This window comes from Methylobacterium longum, from assembly GCF_022179385.1.
Classification (GTDB): Bacteria; Pseudomonadota; Alphaproteobacteria; order Rhizobiales; family Beijerinckiaceae; genus Methylobacterium; species Methylobacterium longum.
The window spans coordinates 69,763-87,227 of record NZ_BPQS01000018.1; the positions used below are offsets into that span (position 1 = coordinate 69,763).

Sequence of the window (17,465 nt, forward strand, 5' to 3'; positions counted from 1 at the left end):
CGTGGCGGCCCTACCGGTCGAAGCGAAAGAGTTGCGTCGGCGTGTCGGCGAGGATGATCCGGCGATCGGCCGCATCCGGCACCCAGGCATCGAGGTCGCGTCGCGCCTCAGCGGGGCTGGCCTTCGTCTCGAACTGCGTGTGGGGCCAGTCGCTGCCCCAGAGAAGCCGCTGCGGACCGAAGGCCTCGCGCAGGCGCGCGGCCGCCTCCCGAGCCGTCTGCTGCCCCGCTTCGCCGCTGCCGTTGCGATACGCCCCGGACAGCTTCACCCAGACGCCCCCGCCGGCCCCAAAGCCGAGCAGTCGGCCGAAGCCGGGATCGGCGACGCCGAGGGCGGAGTCGATGCGGCCGAAATGATCCACGACCACCGGCACACCCGCCTCGACGAGCGGCGGCAGGAGGCCGCCGAGACGCCGCGCCTCGGCCTGGACTTCGATCTGCCAGCCGAGTTCCTTCGCCCGTGCCAGATGGGTCTTCCAGGCCGGGGTGCCGAAGGCGGGGTCGGGCCGGCCGATCAGGTTCAGGCGCAGACCCACGATCCCCGCCTCGGCCAAGTCGCGCATGGTCGCGGCCTCGGCCTCCGGCGCGAGGACGGCGATGCCGCGCAGCCGCTTCGGCTCCTGGCGCAGGGCCGAGACCATGTAGCTGTTGTCGGTGCCGAGGAAGCTCGGCTGGATCAGCACGCCGTTCGACAGGCCGTTGCGGTCCAGCATCGCGAGGTAGTCGGCAATGCTGGCGTCGTACTCGGGGGCGTAGCGCCGCTCACCCGCCAGGGCGAGGGAGCGGGTGAAGACGTGGGCGTGGGTGTCCACCGCCACAATGCCCGACGCGCCCGGCGTGCCCGACGTGCCAGAGGCCGCGCCGCTCGGCCGGGCCAGGGTCAGTGCGAGACCGCCCGCGAGCATGTCGCGGCAGAAGGTGCGCCGATTCATCGGGTCAACTCACGATGTGCGGGGCGCGCATCGTCGGCTCGCGCGTCCGGCAGAAGGGTGACAGCAAGGAGTACGAGCCCGTAGGCGGCCAGGGCGGACACGCCGATCGCCGGGCCGAGGCCGAGGATCTCGCTGAGCAGGCCGACACCGAGGGGAAGCACCGCCGAGGCGAAGCGTCCGGCATTGTAGCAGAAGCCCATCCCCGTCCCCCGCAGGCCGGCCGGGAAGAGTTCGCTGAACAGCGCCGCGAGGCTCGCCGGGATCCCGGCCGCACAGAAGCCGAGGGGCGCACCGAGCAGGAGCAGGACGGTGCCGTCGACGGGGACTAGCAGGTAGAGCGCCACCAGGATCATGCAGCCGATGGCAAACATCGCCACGGTCGTCCGTCGGCCGAGCCTGTCGACCAAGCTGCCGGCGACGAGGCAGCCCAGACCGAACGCCGCGATGATGATCCCGAGATAGAGGCCGGTGCCGAGCACGGAGGTGCCGCGCTCGGCGCTCAGGTAGGTGGGAAGCCACGTGAACAGGGCGTGGAAGCCGCCATGCGCGCCAAGACCCAGCAGCGCCCCGATGATCGTGACCCGGCGCATGCCCGGCGCGAAGATCGCGAGCGGAGTGGCCGGCGCCTGAGGCTCGGCTGCAGCGTGTCGACGAGCGGGTTCGGGAACGGAGCGGCGGACGTAGAGGATGAGGAGCGCGGGCGCGAGACCGCACGCGAACAGGAGGCGCCAAGCCGTCCCCTGCTCGAAGGCCGAGAACGCAGCGGTCGAGAGAAGCACGGCCGCGCCCCAGCCGATCGCCCAGCCACCCTGGACGGCACCCAGAGCCTTGCCGCGATGCCGGGGCCGGATAGCCTCGGCCATCAGCACGGCGCCGGCCGCCCACTCGGCGCCGAAACCGAGCCCCTGAAGCAGCTTCAGGCTCAGAAGCTGGGCGAAGCTCTGTGCGAAGGCCGCCAGGAAGGTCGAGACGGCGAACCAGAGCACCGTGATCTTTAGAGCGCGGACACGGCCGATCCGATCCGACAGCGCGCCGCCGATCCACCCGCCGAGCGCCGCCGCCAGCAGGGTGACGGCGCCGATCAATCCGGCATCCGAGCGGCTCAGCCCGAAGGTCGCGATCAGGGCCGGGATCGCGAGGCCGAACATCTGCACGTCGAAAGCGTCGAGCGACCACCCGCCCAGACAGGCCCAGAAGGTGCGACGTTCCGCCGGACCGATTTCACGGTACCAGCCAAACACGGGCGTTCCTCCGTCCCCTTAAGAGGACTAGTCATTTATATGAATATATGAACTTGGAACCGGTGGACCGTCAAGGGGCCTGCCGGTGTCAGCGGATGTCGACGTGATATCGGAAGCCCGCGGCCGCGCCGCGGGTCAGGCGCCACTCGATCGGGCGGCTGTCGAAGCCGAAGGCGAGGCGCTCGATGAGCACCACGGGGGCGCCCTGCGCGAGGCCGAGGTTCTCGCCGTCGGCCTCGTTCGCGGAGCCCACCGTCAAGGTTTCCTCCGCACGGGCGACGATCTCTCCGCAGAGGCGCTCGTAGGCGGGGTAGAGCAGGTCGCCGATCTCCGGCAGCGGCGCATTCAGCAAGGGGGCGAACCGCAGGGCCGGCAGCCAGATCTCTTCCGACAGGATCGGGCGGCCCTCGACGAGCCGGGTCCGCAGCAGGCAGATCGCCTGGGCGCCGGTCTCGAGACCCAGCGCGGTACGGACGGCCTCGGACGCCCGACAGGCTTTCCGAGCCCGGATACGACCCTCCGGGACAGCTTGCGCACCCTCTGCATCGAGATGTCGGAAGAAGCGGAACAGGGACCGGTCGAAGCGCGGACGCCGGACGAAGGTGCCACGACCCTGCTGTCGTTCCACCAGACCATCCGCGACGAGGGCATCGATCGCCTTCCGCACCGTGCCGATGGCGACTCCGTGCGAGGCCGCCAATTCGGCCTCGGTCGGGATCGGCTCGCCGGAGCGCCAGACGTTGCGCGCGATTCTGTAGGCGATCTCGTCGCGGAGGCGCTGGTAGAGCGGCAGGCGCAGGTCGGTCTGGGGCAGGGCGGTCTGGGGCGAGTCTGTCTTGGGCGAGTCTGTCTTGGGCATGGCGGTCCCGGTCATGTGTATGACTGTATGACCGTGCGGACCGTCTGCCAATGCGAGGCTTGTCGGAATCCGGGGCAGGTTTCGGAAGCTGGCTATGGGGCTTCTGTAGCCGCGCCTGCGCTTCCACCAGACGGTCCTCAGCCGCCCAGAGTGGCGATCCGGCATTCGTCCGGCATTGGAGACGGGCCACACCGCTCCGTTAGGTCGTCGATGCACGACCCGGTCGGATCCGACCCAGGGTGACCTGACGGTTCAGCCTCGGGCGATGTGCGGTCGCGGGGAGGAGCGCCGTCGATGGCCGGAGTGGATCGGCCCGAGCGCGTCCGTCGGTCTTCGAATTGGACCAGACCCTGCGGGCGACGACCAGCCGCCGCGCGTCTGAACCGCGCGGGGAAACGCGTCGGAACGCAAGTTCGGCTCGCGCGCGAGACCGTCACTTCCGCAGGGGCACGCCCTTCGTGGTGAAACGCGGCGCGCCCGGATGGCGCATGGGTCGCGGCTGGCCTCCCGCCTTGCCCGCGCCGGAGCCCACGCCCGGCGGCTGTGAGAGCGGGATGAGCTGGTCCGGCCTCGGCCCGATGAGATCCGCGCGGCCCATCGCCCGCAGCGCTTCGCGCAACAGGGGCCAGTTCTCGGGATCGTGGTAGCGCAGGAACGCCTTGTGCAGCCGGCGCTGCCGCATCCCCTTGATGGCGTCGACCGGCTCGCTACCGCCGCGCCGCACGCCCTGCAACGGATTGATCTCGGTGTGGTACATGGTCGTGGCGGTCGCCATGGGCGAGGGCAGGAACGTCTGGACCTGATCGGCGCGATAGTCGTTCTTCTTGAGCCAGAGCGCGAGGTTCATCATGTCCTCGTCGTTCGTGCCCGGATGCGCCGCGATGAAATACGGGATCAGGTAGTACTTCTTGCCGGCCTGCTTGGCGGCGGCGTCGAACATCTCCTTGAAGCGGTCGTACGTGCCGATCCCCGGCTTCATCATCAGGTCGAGGGGGCCGCGCTCGGTGTGCTCGGGCGCGATCTTGAGACGGCCACCGACGTGATGGGTCACGAGCTCCTTGACGTATTCGGGGCTCCGGACCGCGAGGTCGTAGCGCACGCCGGAGGCGACCATCACCTTCTTGACGCCCTTCACCTCCCGGACCTTGCGATAGAGCCGGATCAGGTCGTCGTGCGAGGTGTTCAGGTTCGGGCAGATGTCCGGGAAGACGCAGGACGGAAGCCGGCACGCGGCCTCGATCTTCGGGTCCTTGCAGGCCATCCGGTACATGTTCGCCGTCGGCCCGCCGACATCCGAGATCACGCCCGTGAAGCCCGGCGTCTTGTCGCGGATCTTCTCGATCTCGCGCAGGATCGAGCCTTCCGAGCGGTTCTGGATGACGCGGCCCTCGTGCTCGGTGATGGAGCAGAAGGTGCAGCCGCCGAAGCAGCCGCGCATGATGGTCACCGAGAACTTGATCATGTCCCACGCGGGGATCTTCGCGTCGCCGTAGGAGGGATGGGGGGCGCGGGCGTAGGGCAGATCGTAGACCGCATCCATCTCCTCGCTGGAGAGCGGGATTGGCGGCGGGTTCAGCCACAGGTCGCGGTCGCCGTGGCGCTGGACGAGGGGGCGTGCGTTGCCGGGGTTGGCCTCCCGGTGGAGCACCCGCGAGGCGCGCGCATAGGCCTCCTTGTCGTCCTTGACCTGCTCGTAGGCGGGGAGCCGGATCACGGTCTCGCCGGGGCGACGGGCGGCGGCCTCGTCGGTCGAATCGAGATCGTCGGCGGGCAGCTCCGTGTAATGCTCGGGCACGCGGCGGAACAGGGCGACGCCCCGGACGGAGTGGAGTTCGTGCGGCGCCTCGCCGGCCGCGAGACGGTTCGCCACCTCGACGACGGCGCGCTCGGCATTGCCGTAGATGAGCAGATCGGCCTTCGCGTCCGCCAGGATTGAGCGGCGCACCTTGTCGGACCAGTAATCATAGTGGGCGATGCGGCGGAGCGAGGCCTCGATGCCGCCCAGGATGATTGGCACGTCCTTGTAGGCCTCGCGGCAGCGCTGCGTGTAGACGATGGTCGAGCGGTCCGGGCGCCGGCCGCCTTCTCCGCCCGCCGTGTAGGCGTCGTCATGACGGAGGCGACGGTCCGCCGTGTAGCGGTTCACCATCGAATCGAGATTGCCGCCGGTGACGCCGAAGAACAGCGTCGGCCTGCCCAACGCCTTGAACGGCTCCGCGGATTGCCAGTCGGGCTGCGCGATGATGCCGACCCGGAACCCCTGGGCCTCAAGCAGCCGGCCGATGATGGCCATGCCGAAGCTGGGATGATCCACGTAGGCGTCGCCCGTCACCAGCACGATGTCGCAGGCGTCCCATCCGAGCGCCGCCATCTCGGCGCGGCTCATCGGCAGGAACGGCGCCGCCTTTCCGGGGGGCAGCGCCTTGGTGGCGAGGGCGGCCAAGACGTGTTTGGCGGGAGCTTGGAGTTCCATGGCGCCACTGCATAGGCCACCGCGGCGCCGAGCTCAACGAACGGCAAGGCGCGCCTGTGTCGCTCTCGGAGCGAAGCGGCCGGTCCGTGCTTGCGCCTGAGGGGCCGCACGTCGCCGAGCGCATCGAGGACGCGGTGTGCCGGGCGGACGGGATCTCGGGGCCGGCTAGGCGATCCGCGTAGCCGGTCCCTCAGGTGCAGAAGGCCCTCGCGAGCGACGGGCCCGCTAGGCCGCGGCACGACCGGCCATGTAGCCGCGCCAGCCACCGAACTGCGTGATGTCGACCGCGCCCGCGACGCCGGCCGCCTCGACCAGGAAGCCCTTCGGCGCTGTCCCGTCGGCGAGCCGCAGAGTGCCGATGCCGAGCGGTGCCGGGATGCCGGCCACGAAGGTGCCGAAGGCGGCGGGCGGCAGCGCCCACACCTCCGTCTCGATGGCACCGCCGCCGCTGGCGACCCGGAGCAGCCCCGGGCGCTGGGGCGGCTCGCCCGGGAGCGCGTAGAGGCGATAGTCCGGCCGGGTCGTCACCGTCCGCAGGTACCGCGCGCCGCGCTCGGCCAGTTCGCGGTTCAGGGGCAGACCCGACAGATGCGCGCCGACGACCGCCAACTCGATCTCCCCCGGCAGGGCCCGGGCCGGGCCGGGCTCGACCCCCGGCACGGGCATCGTGCCGGTGCCGATCCGGCCGCCGGCCGCAGCATGCAGCCGCGCCCCCAGCGCCGCCAGCAGCCCGTCGGACCCGCGGGGGGCGAGAAGGGTGATTCCTGCGGGAAGGCCGTCGGTGCGGGGACGCCCCGGGACCGCGAGGGCGCACCAGTCGAGCAGGTTGACGAAGTTGGTGTAGGTGCCGAGCTCGCTGTTCGGCCCGATGGGATCGGCCTCCAGCGCGGCGCGGGTCTGCGGACGCGGGTAGGTCGGCACGGCGAGCACGTCGACACGGTCCCAGACCGCATCCGCGGAGCGCCGCAGCTCCGCCAAGCTGTAGAGGCCCACGAAGGCGTCCGCGGCGCTGAAGCGATCGGCTGCTCCGATCACCGCCCGCGTGGTCGGATGCAGGATCCCGGGGCGCGTCTCCAAGACCGGGCGGATCGCCGCGTAGCGCTCGGCGACCCAGGGCCCGTCGTAGAGTAGCGCCGCGACGGCGAACATCGGCGCGAAATCGATCGCCGCCGCCGCGCCCGCCAGCACTTCGAGATCGGCCCGGGTCGCCGCGAACGCCGCTTCCGAGAGCGCGTCGCCTTCGAACCGGAGACCGGCGGCATCCGGCACGCCCAATCGCAGGCCGGGGGGAAGACCGGCGGGCGTTGCGGCTACGGGCAGTCCCCGCGACCAGGGATCGGCCCCGTCCGGACCGAGCATCACGCGGAAGGCCGCGTCGGCGTCGGCGACCGTGCCGGCGAAGACCGAGAGCGTGTCGAGGGTGCGGCAGGCCGGCAGCATGCCGCGACTGGAGACCGATCCGAGCGACGGCTTCAGACCCACGACGTTGTTGAGCGCCGCCGGTACCCGCCCCGAACCCGCCGTGTCGGTCCCCAGGGCGAAGGCGACGATCCCATGGGCGACTGCGACCGCCGAGCCGCTGCTGGAGCCTCCCGGCACGTAGCGTGGATCGATGGCGTTGCGCGGAGCCGGGTAGGGCGTGCGCAGGCCGACGAGCCCGGTGGCGAACTGGTCGAGGTTGGTCTTGCCGATCAGGATCGCCCCGGCCGCGCGCAGGCGCGTCACCGCGGTCGCGGTCTCTTCCGGTGTGTAGGCGAAGTCCGGGCAAGCGGCCGTGGTCGGCAGGCCGGCCACGTCGATGTTGTCCTTGACCGCGAAGGGCACGCCCCAGAGCGGCATGGCTTGGGGATCGAAGCGCGGCAGCGCGGCCGCGTCCGCCTGGGCCTCGGCCTCCGGCACGAGAGCGAGGAAGATGCCGGGATCGTCCACCGCGGCGAGCCGCCGGTAGGCCTCGGCCACGACGGCGCGCGGGTCGAGGCCCGCCGCGTAGGCCGCGTGCAGGAGCGGTATCGTCGGGAAGGGGGGCACGGCAGCTCCTCGTCTCAGGCCCGCTCGAAGGTCAGCTCTGGTCGCCGGTGGCGCGATACCAGTCGAGGATCTCAGCCCCCTGCATGAAGGCCACGTCGCGACGCCCCAGGAGGGCATCGAGCAGCCGCTCCAGCAGGCCGATCCGGTGCGGGACGCCGGTGATGTACGGATGGATCGCGAAGCCCATCACCTTGGCACCGGCGAGGGGGCCGGAACCCGCGGCCTCCGCGGCGAGGCGATCGAGGTTGGCGAGCGCCCGGTCCACGAACTCGTCGGCCCTGTGGTGCTGGATGGCGAGGAGCGGGATGTCGTTCAGCTCGACCGAGTAAGGCAGCGCGACGAGGGACCCGGTGCGCGTCGCCACCCGGCAGGGACGGTCGTCGACCACGAAGTCGCCGACATACTCGATGCCGGCCTCGTGGAGGTGATCAGGCGTGTCGAGGGTCTCGGTCAGGCCCGGACCGAGCCAGCCGCGCGGCGGATGCCCCGTGGCCTCGGTGATCGTCGCGACCGTGCGGGCGATCATCCCGGGCTGGTCCGTGACCCGGTGGGTCGGGACTTGGTGGAAGCCGTGGGCCATGAACTCCCAGCCCGCCGCATGGGCGGCCTCGGCGATCCGGGGGTAGGCCGTGCAGACCGAGCCGTTGATCGACAGGGTCGGGCGGATGCCGCGGCTCGTGAACGCCTCGAGGAACCGCCAGAAGCCGACCCGCATGCCGTACTCGTGCCAGGCCCAGTTCGGGATGTCCGGCAGCAGGCTCGCGGCGGTCGGCGGCACCAGGATCTGGCGGGGCATCGGGTGGTCGATCAGCCAGTGCTCGACATTGACCACGGGCCAGACGGCGACGTGCTTGCCGCCGGGCAGGGTCAGGCGCGGCCGGTCGATGGCGGCGTGGTAGGCCAGGCGGTTCTCGGGCCGGCGGGGATCGTCGAAGGCGCTGTCCATCAGGCGGCAGCCCGCGGGGCGTGGTGGCTGTGGAGCTGGGCCGCCAGCATCCGGCGCAGGTCGTTGAAGGCCGGGCTCGACACGTCGCGCCGCCGCTTCAGGTCCACGTCGTGCACCGCCTCGATCCGCCCGGGCCCCGGCGACATCATCACGATGCGGTCGGCCAAGAAGATCGCCTCCTCGATGGCGTGGGTGACGAACAGGATCGTCAGGCTTGTGCGCGACCAGAGGTCGAGCAGCTCGTCCTGCAGGCGCTCGCGGGTCATCGCGTCGAGCGCCCCGAAGGGCTCGTCCATCAGCACCACCTCGGCCTCGTTGGCGAGCACGCGGGCGATGGCGACCCGCTGCTTCATCCCGCCAGAGAGCTGGTGCGGGTAGGCGTCGGCGAAGGCCTGGAGACCGACCAGGGCGATGTAGCGCTCGGCGACCTCGCGCACCTCGGCGGCGGGCCGCCCGCGCGCCTTCGGACCGAAGCCGATGTTGTCGCGCACGGTCAGCCACGGGAACAGGCCGTAATCTTGGAAGACCATGCCGCGACTCGGCCCCGGCCCGGCGATGGGCTTGCCCCACATCAGGGCCTCGCCGGAACTCGGCGCCTCGAAGCCGGCGGCGACCCGCAGCAGCGTCGACTTCCCGCAGCCCGAAGCGCCGAGCAGGCAGACGAACTCGCCGCGGGAGACCGTGAGGTCGGCCTCGCGCAGGGCCTCGGTCCGGCGCCCGCCCGCCGCGTAGGTCTTCGAGACCGCGCGCATGTCGAGGATCGGGATCGTGGGATCAGCCATCGGTCTCACCCATGGTTGGGGCTCCAGGCGAGCAGGCGGCGGCCGAGCTGCATGACCAGCCAGTCCGAGACGAACCCCGCGACCCCGATCACCGCCATGCCGCAGATCACGATCTCGGTGCGCGAGAGCTGGCGTGCTTCCATGATGATCGCGCCGAGGCCGGTCTGGACGCCGGTCATCTCGCCGACCACGATCACCACCCAGGCGAAGCCCAGGCCCAGCCGCAGGCCGGTGAAGATCGACGGCAGGGCCGCCGGCAGCACCACGCGGACGAACTGCGCCGGGCCGGTGCAGCCCAGCATCGCGGCCGCCTCGAACAGGCGCGGCTCCACCGAGCGGACTCCGAACACGGTGTTGACCAGGATCGGGTAGAACGCCCCGAGAAACACCAGGAAGAAGGCTGAGCGCGGCCCAAGGCCGAACAGGATCATCGCCAGCGGCAGCCACGCGGTGACCGGGACAGGTCGCAGGACCTGCAGCACGGGATCGAAGAGCGCGCGGATCACCGGGACGCGGCCGATCAGCAGTCCGAGCGGCAGGGCGGCGGCGGCCGCCAGGGCGAAGCCGCCGTAGACGCGCCCGAGAGAGGCCGCGAGATGGGTCCACAGGGTGCCGCTGAACGCGTCGTCGTTGACGCCGCCGACCGCGAGGTCCTGCAGTTCGGCCCAGACCTCCGCGGGCGGCGGGATCAGGCTGTAGGGCCGGCCCGCGGTGGTGAACTGCCAGACCGCGGCGAGCGCGGCCGGCACGACGCAGGCCAGAGCCAGCCGACGCAGATGGGCGAGCCCGGGCCGGGTCCGGTCGGCCCGGTAGCCGGTGGCCGGCGTCGCCGTCACCGGCAGGGCGCCGGCCTCGATCCCGGTGCTCACGCCCGTCCCATCGCGTCGACGAAACGGGTGTCGATGAAGCCGGGCTCCGGCAGGCGCTTGATCTGCTTCAGCGCGAGCATGTGCTGGGCGTAGGCGCCGGCCTGCCGGACCTCGTCGGGTCCCAGCCGCCAGGTCAGCTCGACGTTCGGGGCGGAGAGTTCCAGCGCCTCGCGCTTCTGCCCGAGCTTGGCGACCGCCATGGCGATCACCGCGTCGCGATCGCCGGCTGCGAAATCCGTGGCCTTCCGGTGGATCTCCAGCATGGTCCGCACGAGGTCGGACCGCTCGGTCAGCGTGTCGCGATGGGCGCCGAACACCATGTTCAGCGCGCCCATCTCGGTGCCGTAGGGGTACTCGACGAGCTGGCCGATGCCGGAGGCGAGGCTCACGCCCGGGCCGGGCTCGGCGCCGACATAGGCGTCGACGTCGCCGCGAGCCAGCGCGATGTGCATCTCCGAGAAGGAGATCCGCACGGGCGTGATGTCCTTCACGGAGAGACCCTCCATGCGCATGCGCTCCAGGACGAAAACCTCCTGCGTGCTGCCGGGCCAGATCGCGACCCGCTTGCCCCGCAGATCCTTGATGGCGTGGATCTCGGAATCCTTCTTGGCGATCACCGCCATGCCGCGGTTGCAGGTCGAGGCGATCACCACGACCGGCTCCCCGGCGGCGGCGCCCAGCGTCGCCGCGGCGATGCCGAAGGTGCCGAAATCGACCGACTTGGTGACGACGGCGTTCTTGCACTCGGTCGGGCTCTCGAAGGGCACGACCTCGACCCGCACGCCCGCGGGGGTGAAGCGCTCGTAGAAGCTCGGCGCGATCGAGTGGATCAGCTTGAGCGATCCCATCCGGATCGTGACGGGGGTGCCCTGCGCGCGGGCGCGGGACAAGGGTCCGAGGGCGAGGCCGGCTCCCAGGCCGGCCAGAAGAGTACGGCGGCGGATCATCGAACGGCTCCTGCAGAGTCCCGATATCCGCGACGCTAAGCGGGAGGGCTGTTGCGAGGAAGTGCTATTTCCTGACCGTTCCGTTGCCTTCAGCGCAACAGCACGGCAGGATGTCGGTGTGAAGCACCTGCGCACCGTCACCTACGTGTCCGAGATCGCCCGGGCCGGTTCGATCCGACGGGCGGCGGAACGGCTGAACCTGACCCCGTCGGCTCTGACGCGGCAGATCCAGGACCTCGAATACGAGCTCGGCACGCCAATCTTCGAACGCCTGCCCCAGGGGATGCGGCTCAACGCAGCCGGCGAGCTCTTCGCCAGGCACATCCGCGACCAGGCGGCGGATCTCGAGCGGGTCCGGTCGCAGATCGCCGACCTGTCGGGCGTGCGCCGGGGTCACGTGTCGCTCGCCTGCAGCCAAGCCTTCGTCACGCAGGTGGTGCCCGCGGAGGTCGAGGCTTACCGCGCCCGCTTTCCCCAGGTCGGCTTCACGGTACAGGTCCGCGACCACGCGCAGGCTGTGACCGCCTTGGCGGCGTTCGAGGCGGATCTCGCCCTGATCCTGCAGCCGCCGCCCTCGGCGGAACTCCATCCGCTCTTTTCCGGACACCAGATCCTCTGCGCTCTGATGCGCAAGCGACATGCGCTGGCGTCAGAGACGGGGCCGGTACGGCTGCGCGAATGCCTCGCCCACGCCCTCGCACTACCCGACCACTCGCTGGCCATCCGCCATCACATCGAGCAGGCGCTCGCCCGTCGCGGCGTCGAGCTTCGGCCGGCCGTCGAGTCGGGATCGCTCGAATTTCTGCGCAATCTCACGCTGCGCGAGGATGTTGTCAGCCTCCAGATCCCGAGTGGCATCCCCCAGGATCAGAGGCTGCACAGCCGGCCGATCGACATCCGCGACCTGACGCCGATGACGCTGGTTCTCGCGCAATTGCGCGGGCGATCACTCTCCGTCGCCGCGGCGAAATTTGCTGATCAGCTCGTCGTTCGGCTCAACCGCGAAGCGGCCTGACGCGGCGTCCGGCTGGATGGCCCCGGCAGTGATCGGTACATCGATCCCCGCCTTCTAAGGGAGCGGCGACCACGATGGTGGGAGATTCACGCCGACGAATGGCCGGTCTGCGCGAAGTCCGACGGGGTCCGGTCCGGAACATCCAGGTCGAGCAGGGCCGAGCCGAGCCCCTTGCCGTGCGCGTCGAGCGCCAGCGAGCGGGTCACGCCCCCGCCGAGGGCGCCCGTCATCACGAAGTTCAGCGCCCCGATCTTGGGCAGCGCGTAGCGGATGACCTCGCCGGTGACGATCCCGCGGAAGTGCTCCCTCACCCGCTCGGGCGTCACATGCGCCGCGAGGTGGTCGTAATCCGCGCGGTCGTAGGCGATCAGCGCGATGTTCGATGTGTTGCCCTTGTCCCCCGTGCGGGTATGGGCGAGCGCACGCAGCTTCATCCTTGGATCCCCCGGCCCTCAGGCCTCGACGAACTGCACACGCGGCCGGGCGAGCGCGGCCGGAACGAGGACCGATTGCACGGCCACGACCTCGCGGGCCGATTTCCAGGCGCCGCCGCCGCCGGCCGGCCCGTTGGTGTAGAGCGTCTCGACCTCGTTGCCGATCCGCACCGCCTCGGCGAGGGTCTCGGTCCGACCGGCCACGCGGAGCCTGACCTCGTAGGGTTCCGGCCCGCGCGACAGCGCCTCCCCATGCAGCGCATCGACGCCGATCAGGTCGCAGCGCAACTCGCTCGTCGCCACGGCGGTGAGCGCCAGGCGCTCGCGCACCACCTCCAGGGCGAGGCGACCGCGGGCGAGAGCGCCGGGTCCGGCGTAAGAGATCTGCCCCTCGCCGATGTAGGAGTCCACGTACCCGACCGAGACCTTCAGGAGGCCGGTCGCCGCCGAGCCCGTCGCCCCGGTCGCCCGCACGCGATCCGGACCGACTTGCTCCATTTCGACCTCGGAGAAGTCGCCGACGACGTCCGGCTGAAGATAGCGGGCCGGGTCATGCACCTCGTAGAGCATCTGCTCCTTGCAGGTGGCGAGGCTGACGTGGCCGCCCGAACCCGCGACCTTCGTGATCTCGACCGTACCGTCCTCAGCCACGATGCCGATCGGGAAGCCGAGGCGGGCGAGACCCGGAACGTCCTTGCAGCCCGGATCGGCGAAATAGCCGCCGGTGATCTGGCCGGCGCATTCGAGCAGGTGGCCCGCGAGGGTGCCGCGGCCGAGCCGCTCCCAATCGTCCATCGGCCAGCCGAACGCGTGGATCAAGGGCGCGAGGAACAGGGCCGGATCGCCGACGCGGCCGGTGATGACGACGTCGGCCCCCTCCGCGAGCGCGGCGACGATCGGAGCGGCGCCGAGATAGGCGTTGGCTGAGACGATGCGGTTGCCGAGGCTGGTCACCGGCGCGCCGCTCTCCTCCAACGTGAAGTCCCCGGCCCGAACCGCGTCGAGGAGGTCGTCGCCGGTGACCGCGGCGATCCGCAACCCCGTGAGACCCAGCTCCCGCGCCAGCGCCCGTGTCCTCTGCGCTGCGGCGACCGGGTTGGCCGCGCCCATGTTGGTAACGATGCGGATGCCGCGCCGTCGGCACGGTGCGAGCACCGCCCGCATGCGCGCCTCGAGAAGCGGGTCGTAGCCGCCCTCGGGATCCCGAAGCTTCGCCTGCTGCGCCAAGGCGATGGTGCGCTCGGCGAGGCACTCGAAGACGAGGTAGTCGATCGTACCCCTCTCGGCGAGTTCGATGGCGGGCTCGATACGGTCGCCGGCATAGCCCGCGCCGGCCCCCAGGCTGACGGTTCTCATGGATCGATCTCCGCGGTCAGAGGGGAAAGACGCCGAGGGCGACGCAGGCGAGGGTCATCACCACCGAGGCCGCGAGCAGGAACGGGAAGGTGAACTTCTGGTGGTCCGCGAGGTCGATCCCGGTCAGGCCGCAAACCAGGAAGGTCGCCGGCGTCAGCGGGCTGACGGGAAATCCCGTCGTCATCTGGCCGAGCAGGGCTCCCTGGGCGACCTGCACGGGCGGCACGCCGAGCTGCTGGGCGACCTCGGACACCACGGGCAGGACGCCGAAATAGAACGAATCCGGGTCGAACAGCATCGACAGCGGCATGGATACGAGGCCGAGCGCGAAGGGGATGTGGCGCCCCATCTCCGGCGGCACGAAGGTCACGGCGGTCTGGGCCATCGCCTTGAGCATGCCGGTGCCCTGCATGATCCCGGTGAACACGCCGGCCGCCAGGAGGATCGACGCCATCAGGATCGCGGCCTTGGCGTGGGCGTCGATGCGCTGCCTCTGGGCGTCGACCTGCGGGTAGTTGATGATCAGCGCCAGTGCCGTGCCGAGCATGAACATCAGGGCCGGCGGCACCTTCTCGGCCATGAACACCATCGTTCCGAGGACGGCGGCCGTGAGGACGATGTTGATCCAGAACCGGCGCGGCCGGCGCAGGGCCCGCTCCGCGTCGCTCAAGGTGCGGGCGGCAACCGGCGCCGGGGCGGCCCCGGCGGCGGCGAGGCGCGGCGCGAGCGCGAGACGGCGCTCCTCGCGAAGCCCCAGCCAGTAGGAGACCGCGAAGATGAAGGCGAGGCCGACGAGCTGCACCGGCACCAGCGGCGAGAAGATCTCGGGGATCGGCAGCTTGAGAGCCGCGGAGGCGCGGATCATCGGCCCGGTCCAGGGCAGGAAGTTCACGCCCGCCGCCATCGAGGCCGCGCAGGCCAGGATGCGCCGGTCGATGCCGACGCGATCGTAGAGGGGCAGCATCGCGGGGATCGTGATCAGGAAGGTCACGGCGCCCGAGCCGTCGAGATGGATCAGAAGCGCCAGCAGGGTGGTGCCGGGCACGATGCGGGTTGGGCGCGTGCCCACCGTCGCGAGGATGCGGTCGATGATCGGATCGAGCATCCCGGCATCGCTGACGATGCCGAAGAACAAAATCGCGAACACGAACATGCCGACGACACCGGCGAGGTTTTGCAGTCCGGTGAGGACGAACTTGCCGGTGTCGAGGCCGAAGCCGCCCACCAGCGCGGCCGCGACCGGGATGACGATCAGCGCCACGAGCGGGGACATGCGCTTGGTGAGGATGACGGCGAGCAGCAGCACGATCGTGCACAGGCCGAGCAGGGCCAGCATGCAATCCTCCCGGTGGAATGCGGCGCTCTTGCCGAGCGCCTTTGCGCCGGAAGAAACGGCAAGATACTGCATTACGCAATTGAAAAGGTTGGATCGCAGCGATAGTTAAAGGTTATGGATCTGAACCTCCGCCACGTACGCGCCTTCGTGTCGGTCGTTCAGGCCGGCAGCTTCACCCGCGCGGCCGCCCTGCTGAACCTGTCGCAGCCGGCGCTCACGGTACAGATCCAGCGCCTGGAAGAGACCCTCGCGGCCCGGCTCCTCGACCGTACCAGCCGAACCGTCGCGCCGACGCGTCTGGGCCGCGAGTTGCTGCCGGTGTTCCAGCGGGTTCTGCGCGACCTCGACGCGGTGGTGATCGATACCCGCGATCTCGCGGCCCGGCGCCACGGCGTCGTCCGGGTCGCCACCCTGCCGTCCTTCGCGGCGAGCGCGCTGGCCGAGGCGATCGCGCAGTTCCGCAGCGAACATCCGCGCGTGACCTTCCTCATCAAGGACGCGATCGCGCAGCGGGTGCTCGACCTCGTGCGAAACGAGGACGTCGATCTGGGCATCGTCGGCGGCGACGTTGGCGATCCGGAGCTCAGCGTTCTGTATCGGACGAGCGATGTCCTGCACGTGATCTATCCCCGCGGCCATCCGATCGGCGCGCTGCCGAAGGTTACGGTCGACGTTCTCGCCGAATACCCGCTCATCTTGATGGACCCCGCCACGAGTGTCCGGGCGGTGGTCGACCTGGCCTTCGTCGGCGCGGGGCGCCTGCCGACGATCGCGTGCGAGGCGACCTACATGATGACGGCGGTCGGTATGGTTCGGGCCGGCCTCGGCCTGACGATCCTCCCGGGCTCGGCACGCGAGATCCATGCTGAGCCCGAGCTTCGGTCACGCCTGATCGACGATCCGCAGTTCGTGCGTTCGGTTTGCCTGATCAAGAAGGCGGGGCGGACGTTGCCTGCCGCCGCCGAAGCGTTCTGCGGAACGCTCACGGGACTGATCGTGGGGTCGCCCGCCTGAGGTCACGCTCTGCCCGGGAACGACGCGCATCCTCCGAGCGAGTGCTGCACGTCCGTCGCGGCCGTCCCGAACGGCCGGACGCGGGCTCCGAAGCGGACGGCGCGGTGGTCGTGCCCGGGCTGAGGCGCCAGCGCTCGGTGACGGGCCGCCGGCCGAACTGCGCGATGAGCCCTGAGCGATGAAGCCTGGGCGACGCGGCCTGCGGGACGGCCGGCCGGTCGACGTCAGGGCCGGCGCCGCCACGAGCCCGACAGGAAGTGCCACGCCGGTACCAGGACGAAGCGCGTCAGCGGGATCAACAGACCGCCGACCGCCAGCCCGATCAGCCCCGATGCCAAAGCCGTGACCAGCCACGTGACCAAGCCCTCGGCGAAGGGCAGGCGTGACGCCGCAGCCACCGCGGCCGCGTGGGCGGCATGCGCCGGCGCCGACAGGCCGTAGGCTTCCAGGCCGTGCATCAGGATGCCGCCGCCGACCCAGACCATCGCGGCCGTACCGATGACGGCCAGGAGCGTGAGCAGGAGCGGCATGCCTTTGACAACGCCGCGTCCGAGGCCGCGGACGAGGCTTCCGAACGGCGGCTTCGCGGTGCTGCGCGCCAGGGCCAAGCCCGCGTCGTCCGCCTTCACGATCAGCGCGACCACGCCGTAGACGCCCGCGGTGATGCCCACGGCGACGATCGCCAGCACGGCCGCGCGCATCCAGAAATCGCCCTCCGGCAACGCCGCGAGGGTGATGGCCATGATCTCTGCGGAGAGGATGAAGTCGGTCTTGATGGCACTGGCGACCCGGCGGTCCTCCCGAGCCTGATCGCTCCCGGCGCCGTCCTGGCCAGCCGCCCCGTCGTCGTGAGCGCCGTGCGGGACGAGGGCCTCGTAGACCTTCTCGGCGCCCTCGAAGCAGAGATACGCGCCGCCCAGCATCAGCAGCGGCGTTATCGCCCAGGGCGCGAAGGCGCTGAGGGCGAGGGCGCCCGGGAGCAGGAACAGGAGCTTGTTGCGGAGCGATCCCAGGGCGATCCGGCCGACGATGGGCAGTTCGCGCTCCGCCGCGAAACCGACGACGTAGCGGGGTGTGACTGCCGCATCGTCGATGACGACGCCGGCCGCCTTCGTTCCAGCCTTGGCGGCTTGTCCCGCGACATCGTCGAGGGAGGCTGCCGCCGTCCTGACCATGAAGGCGACGTCGTCCAGCAGGGCGATCAATCCGACGCTCACACGTCTCCCCTCGTCCG

At 70.6% G+C, this 17,465-nt stretch carries 15 protein-coding genes; 2 read left to right on the plus strand and 13 right to left on the minus strand.

The annotated features are described in order from the left end of the window. Positions 1-10: 10 nt before the first annotated feature. The 9 genes from MFF58_RS16830 to MFF58_RS16870 all read right to left on the minus strand — a co-directional run bounded on the left by MFF58_RS16830 (position 11) and on the right by MFF58_RS16870 (position 11,076). Entirely contained in the window at positions 11-931 is a 921-nt protein-coding gene (locus MFF58_RS16830) for an amidohydrolase family protein (protein ID WP_238289900.1), read from the minus strand. Beyond that, complete coding sequence (locus tag MFF58_RS16835; RefSeq protein WP_238289901.1) at positions 928-2,172, minus strand: MFS transporter; 1,245 nt, start codon at positions 2,170-2,172, stop codon at positions 928-930. Before MFF58_RS16835 ends, MFF58_RS16830 begins: the two co-directional genes overlap by 4 nt. Positions 2,173-2,260: 88 nt before the next feature. Further along, the gene (locus MFF58_RS16840) at positions 2,261-3,031 is read right to left on the minus strand and encodes a GntR family transcriptional regulator (RefSeq protein WP_238289902.1); all 771 of its coding nucleotides are present in this window, start codon (positions 3,029-3,031) and stop codon (positions 2,261-2,263) included. A gap of 433 nt (positions 3,032-3,464) precedes the next feature. Beyond that, entirely contained in the window at positions 3,465-5,504 is a 2,040-nt protein-coding gene (locus MFF58_RS16845) for a YgiQ family radical SAM protein (RefSeq protein WP_238289903.1), read from the minus strand. Between the two features lie 225 nt (positions 5,505-5,729). Then, on the minus strand, positions 5,730-7,532 hold the full coding sequence (gene atzF / locus MFF58_RS16850) for an allophanate hydrolase (protein ID WP_238289904.1): 1,803 nt from the start codon (positions 7,530-7,532) through the stop codon (positions 5,730-5,732). 31 nt (positions 7,533-7,563) lie between these two features. Further along, entirely contained in the window at positions 7,564-8,478 is a 915-nt protein-coding gene (locus MFF58_RS16855; RefSeq protein WP_238289906.1) for a polysaccharide deacetylase family protein, read from the minus strand. Beyond that, positions 8,478-9,260: an ABC transporter ATP-binding protein gene (locus MFF58_RS16860; RefSeq protein WP_238289907.1), complete on the minus strand. Its 783-nt coding sequence runs from the start codon at positions 9,258-9,260 to the stop codon at positions 8,478-8,480. Before MFF58_RS16860 ends, MFF58_RS16855 begins: the two co-directional genes overlap by 1 nt. A gap of 5 nt (positions 9,261-9,265) precedes the next feature. Further along, on the minus strand, positions 9,266-10,129 hold the full coding sequence (locus MFF58_RS16865) for an ABC transporter permease (protein WP_238289908.1): 864 nt from the start codon (positions 10,127-10,129) through the stop codon (positions 9,266-9,268). Then, positions 10,126-11,076 (minus strand): ABC transporter substrate-binding protein, encoded by a 951-nt coding sequence (locus MFF58_RS16870; protein WP_238289909.1) that lies wholly within the window; start codon positions 11,074-11,076, stop codon positions 10,126-10,128. Before MFF58_RS16870 ends, MFF58_RS16865 begins: the two co-directional genes overlap by 4 nt. Positions 11,077-11,194: 118 nt before the next feature. Between MFF58_RS16870 and MFF58_RS16875 the strand changes: the two genes are divergently transcribed. Then, a complete protein-coding gene (locus MFF58_RS16875) occupies positions 11,195-12,091 on the plus strand; it encodes a LysR family transcriptional regulator (RefSeq protein ID WP_238289910.1) in 897 nt (298 codons plus the stop codon). A gap of 86 nt (positions 12,092-12,177) precedes the next feature. On the opposite strand, the gene MFF58_RS16880 is transcribed toward MFF58_RS16875, so the two are convergent. From MFF58_RS16880 to MFF58_RS16890, 3 genes are read right to left on the minus strand one after another with little or no spacing between them, the layout of a single operon-like run. Next, on the minus strand, positions 12,178-12,525 hold the full coding sequence (locus MFF58_RS16880) for an AtuA-related protein (protein WP_238289911.1): 348 nt from the start codon (positions 12,523-12,525) through the stop codon (positions 12,178-12,180). 18 nt (positions 12,526-12,543) lie between these two features. Next, positions 12,544-13,881 carry an acyclic terpene utilization AtuA family protein gene (locus tag MFF58_RS16885; RefSeq protein WP_238289912.1) on the minus strand — a complete coding sequence of 446 codons (1,338 nt, stop codon included), beginning with the start codon at positions 13,879-13,881 and terminating at the stop codon, positions 12,544-12,546. A 16-nt stretch (positions 13,882-13,897) separates the two neighbouring features. Further along, positions 13,898-15,217 carry a CitMHS family transporter gene (locus MFF58_RS16890; RefSeq protein WP_238289913.1) on the minus strand — a complete coding sequence of 440 codons (1,320 nt, stop codon included), beginning with the start codon at positions 15,215-15,217 and terminating at the stop codon, positions 13,898-13,900. A 114-nt stretch (positions 15,218-15,331) separates the two neighbouring features. Between MFF58_RS16890 and MFF58_RS16895 the strand changes: the two genes are divergently transcribed. Further along, positions 15,332-16,231 carry a LysR family transcriptional regulator gene (locus tag MFF58_RS16895; RefSeq protein WP_238289915.1) on the plus strand — a complete coding sequence of 300 codons (900 nt, stop codon included), beginning with the start codon at positions 15,332-15,334 and terminating at the stop codon, positions 16,229-16,231. A gap of 224 nt (positions 16,232-16,455) precedes the next feature. On the opposite strand, the gene MFF58_RS16900 is transcribed toward MFF58_RS16895, so the two are convergent. Next, on the minus strand, positions 16,456-17,448 hold the full coding sequence (locus MFF58_RS16900; RefSeq protein ID WP_238289917.1) for a DUF808 domain-containing protein: 993 nt from the start codon (positions 17,446-17,448) through the stop codon (positions 16,456-16,458). Between the last annotated feature and the right edge of the window lie 17 nt (positions 17,449-17,465).

Bases quoted from the DNA above. Each gene is read 5' to 3' on its own strand.
- MFF58_RS16830 (WP_238289900.1), bottom strand. From the start codon at position 931: ATGAATCGGCGCACCTTCTGCCGCGACATGCTCGCGGGCGGTCTCGCA.
- MFF58_RS16840 (WP_238289902.1), bottom strand. From the start codon at position 3,031: ATGCCCAAGACAGACTCGCCCAAGACAGACTCGCCCCAGACCGCCCTG.
- MFF58_RS16845 (WP_238289903.1), bottom strand. From the start codon at position 5,504: ATGGAACTCCAAGCTCCCGCCAAACACGTCTTGGCCGCCCTCGCCACC.
- MFF58_RS16855 (WP_238289906.1), bottom strand. From the start codon at position 8,478: ATGGACAGCGCCTTCGACGATCCCCGCCGGCCCGAGAACCGCCTGGCC.
- MFF58_RS16860 (WP_238289907.1), bottom strand. From the start codon at position 9,260: ATGGCTGATCCCACGATCCCGATCCTCGACATGCGCGCGGTCTCGAAG.
- MFF58_RS16870 (WP_238289909.1), bottom strand. From the start codon at position 11,076: ATGATCCGCCGCCGTACTCTTCTGGCCGGCCTGGGAGCCGGCCTCGCC.
- MFF58_RS16880 (WP_238289911.1), bottom strand. From the start codon at position 12,525: ATGAAGCTGCGTGCGCTCGCCCATACCCGCACGGGGGACAAGGGCAAC.
- MFF58_RS16885 (WP_238289912.1), bottom strand. From the start codon at position 13,881: ATGAGAACCGTCAGCCTGGGGGCCGGCGCGGGCTATGCCGGCGACCGT.
- MFF58_RS16890 (WP_238289913.1), bottom strand. From the start codon at position 15,217: ATGCTGGCCCTGCTCGGCCTGTGCACGATCGTGCTGCTGCTCGCCGTC.
- MFF58_RS16895 (WP_238289915.1), top strand. From the start codon at position 15,332: ATGGATCTGAACCTCCGCCACGTACGCGCCTTCGTGTCGGTCGTTCAG.